Origin of the sequence: Roseateles sp. So40a, assembly GCF_048081605.1 — a bacterium.
In the GTDB taxonomy this organism is placed as follows: Bacteria; Pseudomonadota; Gammaproteobacteria; order Burkholderiales; family Burkholderiaceae_C; genus Roseateles.
Window position 1 is genome coordinate 3,892,942 of record NZ_CP182288.1, and the last position, 11,370, is coordinate 3,904,311.

At 69.3% G+C, this 11,370-nt stretch carries 13 protein-coding genes; 7 read left to right on the forward strand and 6 right to left on the reverse strand.

The features are described 5' to 3' along the window. Nucleotides 1–94 precede the first annotated feature (94 nt). The 6 genes from ACNI65_RS17725 to ACNI65_RS17750 all read left to right on the forward strand — a co-directional run bounded on the left by ACNI65_RS17725 (nt 95) and on the right by ACNI65_RS17750 (nt 5,172). Nucleotides 95–622 carry a hypothetical protein gene (locus ACNI65_RS17725; protein ID WP_416758345.1) on the forward strand — a complete coding sequence of 176 codons (528 nt, stop codon included), beginning with the start codon at nt 95–97 and terminating at the stop codon, nt 620–622. Then, nucleotides 612–1,007 (forward strand): hypothetical protein, encoded by a 396-nt coding sequence (locus ACNI65_RS17730; protein ID WP_416758346.1) that lies wholly within the window; start codon nt 612–614, stop codon nt 1,005–1,007. Before ACNI65_RS17725 ends, ACNI65_RS17730 begins: the two co-directional genes overlap by 11 nt. A 73-nt stretch (nt 1,008–1,080) precedes the next feature. Continuing rightward, nucleotides 1,081–1,560 (forward strand): hypothetical protein, encoded by a 480-nt coding sequence (locus tag ACNI65_RS17735; protein ID WP_416758347.1) that lies wholly within the window; start codon nt 1,081–1,083, stop codon nt 1,558–1,560. Continuing rightward, nucleotides 1,557–2,498, forward strand: a complete 942-nt coding sequence (locus tag ACNI65_RS17740) for a DUF2145 domain-containing protein (RefSeq protein ID WP_416758348.1) — start codon at nt 1,557–1,559, stop codon at nt 2,496–2,498. The genes ACNI65_RS17735 and ACNI65_RS17740 overlap by 4 nt, the downstream gene beginning before the upstream one ends. 173 nt (nt 2,499–2,671) lie before the next feature. Next, nucleotides 2,672–3,862 carry a glycerophosphodiester phosphodiesterase gene (locus ACNI65_RS17745; protein ID WP_416758349.1) on the forward strand — a complete coding sequence of 397 codons (1,191 nt, stop codon included), beginning with the start codon at nt 2,672–2,674 and terminating at the stop codon, nt 3,860–3,862. A gap of 74 nt (nt 3,863–3,936) precedes the next feature. Then, entirely contained in the window at nt 3,937–5,172 is a 1,236-nt protein-coding gene (locus ACNI65_RS17750; protein WP_416758350.1) for a hypothetical protein, read from the forward strand. 7 nt (nt 5,173–5,179) lie between these two features. On the opposite strand, the gene ACNI65_RS17755 is transcribed toward ACNI65_RS17750, so the two are convergent. Continuing rightward, nucleotides 5,180–5,863 carry an ion channel gene (locus ACNI65_RS17755; RefSeq protein WP_416758351.1) on the reverse strand — a complete coding sequence of 228 codons (684 nt, stop codon included), beginning with the start codon at nt 5,861–5,863 and terminating at the stop codon, nt 5,180–5,182. Between the two features lie 113 nt (nt 5,864–5,976). Between ACNI65_RS17755 and ACNI65_RS17760 the strand changes: the two genes are divergently transcribed. Then, nucleotides 5,977–6,195 carry a hypothetical protein gene (locus ACNI65_RS17760; protein ID WP_416758353.1) on the forward strand — a complete coding sequence of 73 codons (219 nt, stop codon included), beginning with the start codon at nt 5,977–5,979 and terminating at the stop codon, nt 6,193–6,195. 55 nt (nt 6,196–6,250) lie between these two features. Here the strand turns inward: ACNI65_RS17760 and ACNI65_RS17765 are convergent, their stop codons facing one another. The 5 genes from ACNI65_RS17765 to ACNI65_RS17785 all read right to left on the reverse strand — a co-directional run bounded on the left by ACNI65_RS17765 (nt 6,251) and on the right by ACNI65_RS17785 (nt 11,364). Next, nucleotides 6,251–7,186 (reverse strand): DMT family transporter, encoded by a 936-nt coding sequence (locus ACNI65_RS17765; protein ID WP_416758354.1) that lies wholly within the window; start codon nt 7,184–7,186, stop codon nt 6,251–6,253. Nucleotides 7,187–7,188: 2 nt separating this feature from the next. Next, nucleotides 7,189–7,851, reverse strand: coding sequence for an amino acid ABC transporter permease (locus ACNI65_RS17770; RefSeq protein ID WP_416758355.1), 663 nt, complete (start codon nt 7,849–7,851; stop codon nt 7,189–7,191). A gap of 103 nt (nt 7,852–7,954) precedes the next feature. Continuing rightward, nucleotides 7,955–8,977: a cytochrome d ubiquinol oxidase subunit II gene (locus tag ACNI65_RS17775; RefSeq protein ID WP_416758356.1), complete on the reverse strand. Its 1,023-nt coding sequence runs from the start codon at nt 8,975–8,977 to the stop codon at nt 7,955–7,957. Continuing rightward, nucleotides 8,974–10,341, reverse strand: coding sequence for a cytochrome ubiquinol oxidase subunit I (locus ACNI65_RS17780; protein WP_416758358.1), 1,368 nt, complete (start codon nt 10,339–10,341; stop codon nt 8,974–8,976). Before ACNI65_RS17780 ends, ACNI65_RS17775 begins: the two co-directional genes overlap by 4 nt. A gap of 108 nt (nt 10,342–10,449) precedes the next feature. Then, entirely contained in the window at nt 10,450–11,364 is a 915-nt protein-coding gene (locus ACNI65_RS17785) for a LysR family transcriptional regulator (RefSeq protein ID WP_416758359.1), read from the reverse strand. Nucleotides 11,365–11,370 lie beyond the last annotated feature (6 nt).

Here is an 11,370-nt window from a genome sequence, read left to right on the forward strand (position 1 = left end):
CTGGTCATTCGAATGAATCTGCAGCGTGAAAGGAGCAGAGATGAATGCGGTAATGCGTGATGTACCGAAGCGGCCAACGCCATCAGGGCCCGTCTTGGCAACGATGCCGGCGAAGTTCAATGAGAGCTCCCCCGACTTCTGGACTGCCGGTCTGGACATCCTGATCCACGAGATGAATCACCCCGAGGAGCTCTTCGGCGCGCCCGCCGATCGTGCCGCCTTGAGTCGATATGGATCCATCCATCCGGGAACGGTAGAGGAGTTCCGAGACTATTTCCGCAGGCATGAACAACGATGCATGGATGGATACGCCATGCTCCGCGTCGCGGGTGGTGTGCTGTCCATGTCAAGGATGAAGGCGTGCCGAGGGCCGTTGGAGGCGCGGATCTGGTACGACGACGCCGACGACTGCCACATCCAGGTGTTCGTTAGCGTCGACGCCGACGCGATGCAGGTCGAGCAATTGAACCGCGACCTGATTCGTCGATCGGTGGCCGCTGGCTTGACCATCGGCTACCTCGATGTGTCCTATGTATCGGTCCTGGAGCCCGAGCCGCCTGGACGGACGGGACACCTTGAGCTCGACATGGACCGATGCGGAGAGAGCAACCATGGCGATTGAAGCGCATGACCTGCTCCGGCTGGCCAACAGCTATGGTGCTCAGGTGGGCGATGAGGCTTCTCGGCGGTCAACGATCTCAAGGGCGTACTACGCGTCGTATCACCGCTGCCGGCGATGGGAGAAGACGCTGCCGGAGCGCGGACGGGCCAGGACGCCAGGCGGGGTGCATGACCGTCTCATTCAGAGGCTGCGCTACCCGAATGCGCAGTGCGACGAGCAGCAGAAGGAGCGATCCATCGCCGTGTCGAAATTGCTGGAGGCGTCCTTTGATCGGCGCATATCGGCGGACTATGAGCTGTGGAAATGCATCGATGAGAAGACCGTGATTCAACAGCTTGAAGCCACACGCCAGGTGTTCGAGCAGTGCGCCGGCGCTGACTCGTAACAAGCTGCCATCCCCTATGCTTGCGCCATCCGGCCGCCTCCGCGGCCGGTCTGACTTGCCCATGGATGGTCTTATGCGCCACAACGTCCCGCGTTTCTCCCTTGCCCTGGCCGCCTCGGCCGCCCTCACCGCGCTCGGCCTGGCCTCGCTGCCCGCCCGCGCCGACAGCATCGTGACCTCCGCGTCCAGCGCCGGTTCGGTCTCTTCCAAGCAGCTGTCCGACTCGATCGGCCAATCCAGCGACAGCTCCAGCAAGGACCGCAAGGTCGCGCAGGGCGAATACAAGGTCCTGGCCGTCGAGGACGCCGCCGACCGCGCCGACACGACCCGCCTGCACCTGCAGCCGGTGCGCGCCGAGGGCGGCACCGACTTCTTCCTCTACGTGCCCAAGCAGGCCATCGCCGGCCAGCCGCTGCGCGTGGGCGACCACGTCCTCGCGCAGGAACGCGAGTACGGCTACGAGTTCGCCCGCGCCGAGAACCGCCAGGCCTTCCTGCTGGCGCTCAAGGACGACTGGCATCGCGAGCTCGAATCGCGTCCGGTGACGCTGTGATCGGGACCGGGCCGCACGCGCGGCCCCGTTCGATCCGACGTGGATTCGCGGCGCTGAGTCTCTCGGCCAGCGCACTCGCCGGACTGGGCATCACAGCGAGCGCGCATGCTGCGACCTTCTGCGATCGCGGCGGCGAGGTCAGCGCCACCGAGCAGGACCGCCAGCTGCAACTCGTCGCCGCTGCACGCCGCGTACTCGAGGGCAGCGGCGTCACCGCGGCGCTGGTGTCGCGCTCAGGCACCGACCTCAGCCGCTTTCAGCTGCTGTACTCGCACAGCGGCCTCGCGCTCAAGGACAGCCGCAACGGCCCCTGGTCCGTGCGCCAGCTCTATTACGCCTGCGACGAATCCCGCGCCCGGCTCTATGACCAGGGGCTCGCCGGCTTCCTGCTCAGCGCGGGCAAGACCGCGCCGATCCGCCTGTCCATCGTCACGCTGCCCGATGCCGAGGGTGCGTCGCTCGCCGCCAGCGCGCTGGACAACCGGCTGGCGCTCGCGCTGCTGTCCTCGCGCTACAGCGCCAGCGCCTATGCCTTCGCGACGCGTTATCAGAACTGCAACCAGTGGGTCGCCGAGATGATGGGCTTCGCCTGGGGCCCGCGCGCGCCCGAGCCCACCCGGGCGCAGGCGCAGCTCGGCCTGCAAGCGCTGGGTTACGACCCCGCGCCGGTGATCGTGCCTTCGCACGCCGTGATGTTCGCGGCGCAGTTCGTGCCGCTGGTCCACAGCGACGATCACCCGGTCGACGACCTCTACGCGATGCGGCTGAAGGTCTCCACGCCGGCCGCGCTGGAGGACTTCGTCCACCGCCGCCTGCCCGGCGCGCAACGCATCGAGTTCTGCGCCGCCGGCCGCCACATCGTCGTGCGCCGTGGCTGGACACCCCTGCCCGCCGACTGTCAGGCGGGCGAAGCCGACGAGGTCCTGCCGCTGTCCTGAACGCCGCGCGACGCGCGACGCGCATCCAGGTGTAAGACCTGTTTCATGGGACGGCCCCGCCCGCGGCGATCATCAAAGTTTCATCCGTAGGCGCCTACCCTTCGCTCGCCTCACGTCTTTCTCACGCGACCTTCACATCGCGCCGACCGACACCGAACGAAGGAGACCTCCGCATGAAGCTGCTGCGTACCACCCTGCTTGCCGCGATCGCGGCTGCGTCGCTGGCCACGACCGCCTGCGCGCACGACTCGACCGCCGCCTCGCGCGGCAAGGAACCGCTGCTGATCGCGCACCGCGGCGCCAGCGGTTATGTGCCCGAGCACACGCTGGCCGCGTACTGGCTCGCCATCGAGCAAGGCGCCGACTACGTCGAACCCGACCTGGTGCTGACCAAGGACGGCGTGCTGGTGGCGCGTCACGAGAACGCGATCGCGATCCTCAATGCCGACGGCTCCGTCCGCGAGGCGACGACCGACGTGGCCGAGCGCCCCGAATTCGCGTCGCGCAAGACGACGAAGGCCATCGACGGCGTGGCCATCACCGGCTGGTTCACCGAGGACTTCACGCTGGCGGAACTCAAGACACTGCGCGCCCGCGAGCGCATTCCGCAGATCCGTCCGGGCAACACGCGTTTCAACGACATGTTCGAGGTACCCACCTTCGAGGAGGTCCTGCAGCTGGTGCAGCAGGCCAACGAGCGCCGACGCGAGGAGGCGGGCAAGCCGGGGCATGGGCATGGTGATGGCCGTGGCCATGGCGGACGCAGGCTCAAGCCGATCGGTGTGTATCCCGAGACCAAGCATCCGACCTACTTCGCCGGCATCGGCAAGCCGCTCGAGGAGCCGCTGGTGCGCCTGCTCCACAAGTACGGCTATCGCAGCCCGGATGCGGCGGTGTTCATCCAGTCCTTCGAGGTGGGCAACCTGCGCAAGCTCAATCGGATGACGCGGGTGCCGCTGGTGCAGCTGCTCAACGGCTCGGGCCAGCCGTATGACTTCACGCTGAGCGGCGACAAGCGCACCTATGCCGATCTGGCCAAGCCCGCCGGTCTGGCCGAGATCGCCAGCTACGCGCAGGGCATCGGCGCCAACACGAATCTCATGATCCCGCTGGTGGCGGGCCGGCTGGGCACGCCGACGACGCTGGTCAAGGACGCGCACGCGGCCGGTCTGATCGTGCATGGCTGGACCTTCCGCGCGGAGAACACCTTCCTGCCCAACGAGTTCGACAGCAGCGACGATCCGGCGGCGCTGGGCAACCTCGCGGGTCAGATCGACGCCTTCCTCAAGCTGGGCATGGACGGCCTGTTCAGCGACCAGTCCTTCCTGGCGCGCAAGGCGATCGATGCGTATGTGAAGCGCTGAAAGTCCGAAGCGGACCCGGAGCCGGCCCCCACCGGCTTCGCTAGACTCGCCCCATCCCACTGGAGCTGTCCCGCATGTCCGCTTCCGCGCCCCTGCTGCTGCCCCCGCCCGAACTCAAGGGCGTCGATCAGGTCGTCGCCGATCCGCTGCGCTTCAAGGCGAAGCTCGCGATCGGCGAGGCCGCCTACGCCTCGCTGCGCATGATCAACCGCGGCCGCGAGGTCTGGGACGTGCTCGGCGCCGCGGGCGCCGGCGCGGCCGTTGCCAAGACCGGCATGGTCGCCTCGCTGCTGGGCGCGTCCGCCACGCCCATTGGCTGGGTCGCCTTCGCCGCGCTCGCCTCGGGCGGCGCCTGCTACGGCATGTACCGGCTGCTCAGCTCCACGAAGGGCGATCGCGTCATCGAGATCCCCAAGTACCTCAACACGCCGCTCGACACGCTGGGCCTCGCCCTGTTCGACCTGATCGCGCCGCTGTCGCTGCGGCTGGCCGCCGTCGACGGCGCCGTCGAGCCCGGCGAGCGCCAGTACCTGATCGACCACCTCATCAGCGACTGGGGCCTCAACCGCGCCTTCGTCGAGCAGTCCGTCGCCGCGGTCGAGGCGCGCCTGGCGGGCGCCGATCTCGAGGCCATGGCCATCGAGGGCGCCGAGTTCCTGCACCTGAACCCCGACTGCAACCACGCCGTGATCGGCAAGGACCTGGGCGTGTTCATGCGCGGCATGCTCGAGGCCGGCGGTCCGTTGAGCGCCGAGGAGTCCGAGGCGCTCGAGACCGTCGTGCGCCTGCTCGCCACGGCCCCGCCGGGAGAGCTCTCCAAGCGCTGGAACCAGACCGTGACACTGGCCGGCGGCGCGGCCGGACAGGTCCGGACCGTGCTCGTCGACGCGGCCGACTGGACGCAGCAGCGACTGCCCAGTGCCGATCAGGTCCGCGCCACCACCGGCACCGCCGCCACCCAGGCCTGGGAGGCCGCGCGCAAGGCGGCGGACTGGACCCAGCAGCAGCTGCCCAGCGCGGAACAGGTCCGCGCGCAGGCGGACGTCGCCGCCGCGCAGGCCGCCGAGGCCGCGAAGCAGGCAGCGAAGGTCGCCAAGGACGCCGCCAAGGATGCCGCGACATGGACGCAGGAACGCCTGCCCAGCGCCGAGCAGGTGCGCAACACCACGGCCGAGGCGGCGACGCAGGCGATGGGCGCGGCCAGGAAAGGCTTCGCCTGGGCCAAGGACCTCACCACGCGCGCTGCCGACGGCACGAGCGCCGAGGTCGACAAGCTGCTGCGCCGCGACGATCCGCCGACGAAGTCCTGAGCCCGCGTCAGTCCAGGTCCGACAGCTCCCGGCGCCGGATCAGCGTCAGCCCGATCAGCCGCGACACGACGGCCGCGAGGTACATGACGCCGACGAACATCTCGACGGTCGTCACCGCGCGCGCCAACGGCTTCACCGGGATCACGTCGCCGATGCCGGTGCTCGACAGCAGCGCGAAGCTCAGGAACATCAGCTCGGTCCAGGTCCGCGGCGACTGCGGATCCACCGCCGCGGCGAAGCTGCCCGGCTGCAGCGCCTGCACGACCACGAACACATGCGCGAAGCCCCAGGCGATCAGCGTGAAGGTCGCGCCCGCGGCGAAGAGCTCGTCGGTCGTCGCATGCCAGTCGCTCATCATGTAGGCGGTCAGGCTGGCGGCGGCGTAGAAGTAGAACAGCGCTTCGAACGCCGAGGACCACAACAGCAGATCGTCGCGCCCCCAGAACGCCTGCAGCACCAGCAGCGCCACCGCCGGCAGCGCGATCGTCACGCTGATCCACGTCAGCCCCGGCGTGCTGCGCACCATGCGCGTGGTGAAGATCAGCACCACGATCCCGAAGGCGCCCAGCGCCAGCGGCGCGGACCGGCTGGATTCCAGCAACGGATACAGCAACAGCCCGAGCAGCTGCACCAGCAGCAGGATCGCGGAGGGATGGCGCCGCGTCAGGGCGAGGACTCGGAGGACACGCATCGCGGCATTCTCGCCCCGACCGACACCGCGATGCGGCGCCGTCCTACGTGCGCCAGCGCACACCCGCGCTCCAATGAGCGCCGTATCCCATCCACAACGAACTGGAGGACGTCATGGGCGGCATTCGAATCATCGGAGTGATCCTGATCATCGCGGGCGTGCTCGGCCTGGTCTACGGCGGGTTCTCGTACACGAAGGAGAACACCGCGGCCAAGGTCGGCCCGATCGAGCTCAAGGTCGAGGAGACCAAGCGCGTGAACGTCCCGCTGTGGGCCGGCATCGCCGCCATCGCCGTCGGCGGCGTGGCGCTGCTGGGCGCGGGCCGCCGCTGAGCGGTCGCGCCGAGGGCGCGCCGGCGCCCTTCTCTCAGGACCGGCCGGCGCGCGTTCAGCGCCGGCCGAGGTTCATCAGCGCCGTGCCCGCGATGGCCATCGTGCCGCCGACCAGCAGCGACGCGTCCACGACCTCGCCCAGCCACAGCGCCGAGAACACCACGCCGAACACCGGCACCAGCGTGATGTAGCCGGCCGCCGCGCCGGCGCCCAGCGCCTTCACGCCGTCGAAGTACCAGGCGTAGGCCAGCGCGGTGGATCCCACCGTGATGCCGGCCATGCACCACCACGCCTTCGCGGGCGCGGCCAGCACGCCGGCCATGCCGGCGCCGCCGTCCACGATCAGCGTCAGCACCAGCAGCATCAGCGCGCCGATCGCTGCGGTGACCGCGGTCGTCGTGAGCGCGTCCACGCCGGCCATCACCTTGCGGCCGATCAGCGTGTAGGCCACCCAGCACGCCACGCAACCCAGCAGCAGCACTTCGCCGATGCCCACGCGTCCGTCGAGCACATGCCAGGGTTCGCCGCGCGTGATGACCACCGCCGCGCCGACCGCCGCCATCGCCATGCCCAGCCCGATGCGCTTGTTCAGCCGCTCATGGAAGATCCACGCGGCCAGCAGCAGCGTGATGACCGGATTGAGCGTGATGACCAGCGCGCCCTTGCCGGCGGGCACATGCTTGAGCCCGCTCATGAAGAAGGTCGCGTAACCGAAGACGCCGAAGCTGGCCGCGAGCACCATGCCGCCCCAGCGTGACGCGCTCCAGCCGCGCAGTGCATCGAGCCGCCCGGTGCGCCACGCCCAGAGCATCAGGATCGTGCCGGCGATCAGGAAGCGGCAGGCGGCCGCGGCCAGCGGTGGCATCGACTGCGCGAGCACCCGGCCCCAGGGCCAGGACGCGCCCCAGAGCACGGCCATGCCGACGAGGCGCAGGTGGGTGGAAAGATGGGAAGAGGTCGGGGAACCTGGGGAGGACGGGGCGGTGGTCATGCTCAATGCGGATACGCCAGGCGCTTCTCCATCCACTTCTGGACCTGCTCGAAGGCGAAGCTCAGCAGCCAATAGATCGCGGCCGCGGCCATGTACAGCGGGAACGGTTGGAAGGTGGTCGAGATCAGTTCCTTGGTCGCCAGCATCAGCTCGGTCACCGCGATCACCGACACCAGCGAGGTGTCCTTGATCAACGAGATCAGGCTGTTGGACAGGCTGGGCACCGCCGCGCGCAGCGCCTGCGGACCGACGACGTAGCGCAGCGTCTGGCGCCGGCTCAGGCCCAGCGAGGTGCCGGCCAGCCACTGGCCCTGCGCCACCGCGCCGATCGAGCCGCGCAGCGTCTCGCTCATGTAGGCGGCCACGTTGAGCGTCAGGGTCAGCACGCCGGCGACGAGCGGGGAAAACTCGATGCCGATGCTCGGCAGCCCGTAATAGACGATGAACACCTGCACCAGCAGCGGCGTGCCGCGCATGGCGCTCACGTAGACGGCCATCACCTGGTCCAGCACCGGCAGCTTGAGCACGCGGATCAGCGTGATCAGGCCCGCCAGCGGCAGGCCCAGGATCATCGCCATCACCGCGAACAGCAGCGTGTAGCCGGTGCCCTTGAGCAGCACCGGCCAGGCCATCTCGGCCAGGGAAAGCAATGACGGGAGGTCCATGGAGTTCTTCTGCAGGCACGCCTCGCGGCGGAATGCGCGATGTTGCCATCTCCTGGACTTCCATCACCGAGCGCGGGCTCTCCGCGCGTCCATGCACCCTGCGTCAATACACCAGCGCGTCGGCCTTGCCCCAGAACACGCGATAGGCAAACAGGCTGTAGGCCAGGATCACCGGCAGCGTGACCGCCGCGCCTACCAGCAGGAAGCGCAGCGACTCGTCCGCCGCCGCGGCTTCCCAGATCGTCAGCTGGTCCACGACGACGAAGGGATAGAGGCTGTAGGAGAGCCCGAAGAAGCTCAGGCTCAGCACGACCACCATCAAGGCCAACGGCGCCCAGCACAGCTTGCCCAGCACGCGATGCGAGTTGAGCAGGCCGCGGAGGGCGGCCATCGCCAGCAGCGCCATCAGCGGCAGCGGTGCCAGCGCGATCGCGCCGGGCAGGTCGAACCAGCGCGCCCGCACCGTCGCGTTCAGCCAGGGCGAGGCGATCGACACCAGCATCAGCCCCGCCAGCACCGCCGGCCAGGCGCGCTTGCCCCAGGCCACGGCGCGGCGCTGCAACGCACCGTCGGTCTTGATCAGCAGCCAGCCCGCGCCGAGCAGCGCGTAGCACGCGGTCAGCGCGATGGCGATGCCCGCGGCGAAGACGAGCGCGGCGATGCCCTCCTCGAAGCCGGTCACGTAGCGCCCGAGCATCCAGCCCTGCGACAGCGCGGCCAACGCGGATCCGGCGCCGAAGGCCAGGTCCCAGGCACGCTGGTGGGCCGGGTCGCCCTTCGCGCGGAAGTCGAAGGCCGCGCCGCGCAGGATCAGTCCGAGCAGCATCAGCACGACCGGGCCATACAGCGCGGTCAGCACCACGCCCTGCGCCTTCGGGAAGGCGATCAGCAGCAGCCCGACGGCCAGCACCAGCCAGGTCTCGTTGGCATCCCAGAACGGGCTGATGGACGCGATCATCCGGTCGCGGTCGGACGCTGCGGCGGTCAGGGACAGCATCCCCACGCCCAGGTCGTAACCGTCCAGCACGACGTAGATCAGCAGCGACAAGCCCATCAGGGCCATGAAGATCACGGGCAGCGCGCCGCCCTCGGCGGTGCCGACTGCCCCCATCACGAGCGGGTTCATGCGAAGGTCCTTGAGATGACGGGCGCGGGGCGCGCGACGGGGGTGATCGGGTCGGCCGATGGCGGTGGATCGACCTTCTCCGCCATGCGCTTGATCGCCGCGATGTAGGCCACGAGCAGCGCGAGGTACACGGTCGCGTAGCCGGCGAGCGACGCGGCGATCATCGACCCCGGGTTGTGCGCGGCGACCTCCTGCGTGCGCAGCAGGCCATAGACGATGAAGGGCTGGCGGCCGATCTCGGTCACGTACCAGCCGGCGACCGTCGCGATCCAGCCGGAGAAGCTCATGCCCGCCAGGCCCCACAGCCAGGCGCGCGGCAGCGTGGTCCAGCCGGAGCGCCGGTACAGCCACACGCCGCCCCAGGCGAAGGCCAGCATCAGCACGCCGACGCCCACCATCACGCGGAAGCCGAAGAACAGCGGCTTCACCGGGGGATGCGCACCGGCGAATTCGTCCAGGCCGCGGATCTCGCCGTCGGCGTCGTGGGTCAGGATCAGGCTGGCCAGGCGGGGAATGCCGATCGCGAGCCGGTTCTCGCGCGCCTGCTCGTCGGGCAGCGCGAAGAGCAGCAGCGGTGCGCCGCGCTCGGTGGTCCACACGCCCTCCATCGCGGCGATCTTGGCCGGCTGATGCTTGAGCGTGTTCAGGCCGTGCAGGTCGCCGGCGAGGATCTGCAGCGGGATCAGCACCGCGCCCAACGTCAGGCCGAGGCGCATCACGCGCGGGGTCTCGGCGCGAGCGACGCCCTTGAGCATCTGCCAGGCGCTGACGCCTGCGAGCAGGAAGGCCACGGTGAGGCCGGAGGCCAGCAGCTTGTGGGCCAGGCGGTACGGGAAGGAGGGGTTGAAGATCACGGCCCACCAATCGACGGCATGCATGACGCCATCGCGGATCTCGTGGCCGGCGGGGGTCTGCATCCAGGAGTTGAGGCTCAGGATCCAGAAGGCGCTGAGCGTGGTGCCGAAGGCGACGGTCGCGGTGGCGATGAAGTGCAGGCGCGGGCTCACGCGCTCGCGGCCGAACAGCATGACGCCGAGGAAGCCGGCCTCGAGGAAGAAGGCGGTGAGGACCTCGTAGCCGAGCAAGGGGCCGGCGATGTTGCCGGCGCGCGCCATGAAGCCTGGCCAGTTGGTGCCGAACTGGAAGCTCATCGTGACGCCGCTGACCACGCCCAGCGCGAAGCTCAGCGCGAAGACCTTGGTCCAGAAGCGGTAGGCGGCGAGCCAGGGCGCGTCGCCGGTGCGGCGCCAGCGCCAGAGCATGAAGAGCACCACCCAGCCCAGCGCGATGGTGATCGTCGGGAAGAGGATGTGAAAGGTGATGTTGAGCGCGAACTGCGAGCGCGCGAGCAGCAAGGGGTCCATGGCCGCGCAGTGTTGCGAAGTCGGCGTCGGCGCGGAAGGGACAGATCGTCCTAGGACAAGCTGCCCAAGGACAAATCGTCCTAGGACAAATCGCCTCGGGCCAGTGGCCTACCAACCTCCACCGTCATCCTCGCGATGCGGCTCGAATCGCGCGAGCAGGAAGTCCACCAGCGCCCGCGTCTTCGCCGACAACTGCGCGCGCGGCGGATAGATCAGGTGGATGTCCGCCGACGGCAGCTCCCACTCCGCCAGCACCGGCCGCAGCCGCCCCGATCGCAGCATCGGCGCGGCCTCCCACACCGAGCGCATCAGCACGCCGTGCCCATCGAGCCCCCACGCCAGCACGCTCTCCCCATCGTTGGCCGCCAAGGGCCCGCGCACCTTCACCGTCTCCTTGCGCGCGCCCTGCCGCAGATGCCAGGTCCCGAAGGTCTCGTCGCTTTCTCGAATGAACAGACACGCATGCCGCGCGAGCTCCCTCGGCGTCGCCGGTTCCCCCGCGCGTTTCAGATAAGCGGGCGACGCGCACAACACCCGACGGTTGCGCGCGAGCAGCCGCGCGGTGAGCCGCGCGTCCGGCGGCTCGCCGACATGCACCTGCAGATCCAGGCCCTGCTCGATCAGGTTGACCGGCCGATCGGTGAGCGCGAGCTGCACCTCCACATCCGGAAACTGCCGCGCGAACTTCGACAGCGCCGGCGCGATGTGCTTGCGCCCGAAACCGAAACTCGCCGACACCCGCACCAGCCCCTGCGGCGCGGCGTGGCTGCCCGCCACTGTGCGTTCCAGCGCCTCGAGCTCCTCCAGCACGCGCGCGCCGTCGACGAGGTAGGTCTCGCCCTCGGGCGTCAGCCCGATGCGCCGCGTCGTGCGCTGCAGCAGCCGCACGCCCAGGCGGCGCTCGATCGCCGCCAGCCGCTTGCTGACCGCCGGCGGCGTCACGCCCAGCTGCTGCGCCGCCGCCGCCAGGCTGCCCTGCTTCACCAGCAGCGCGAAGAAAGCCAGATCGGAGAAGCCGTCCATTGATGA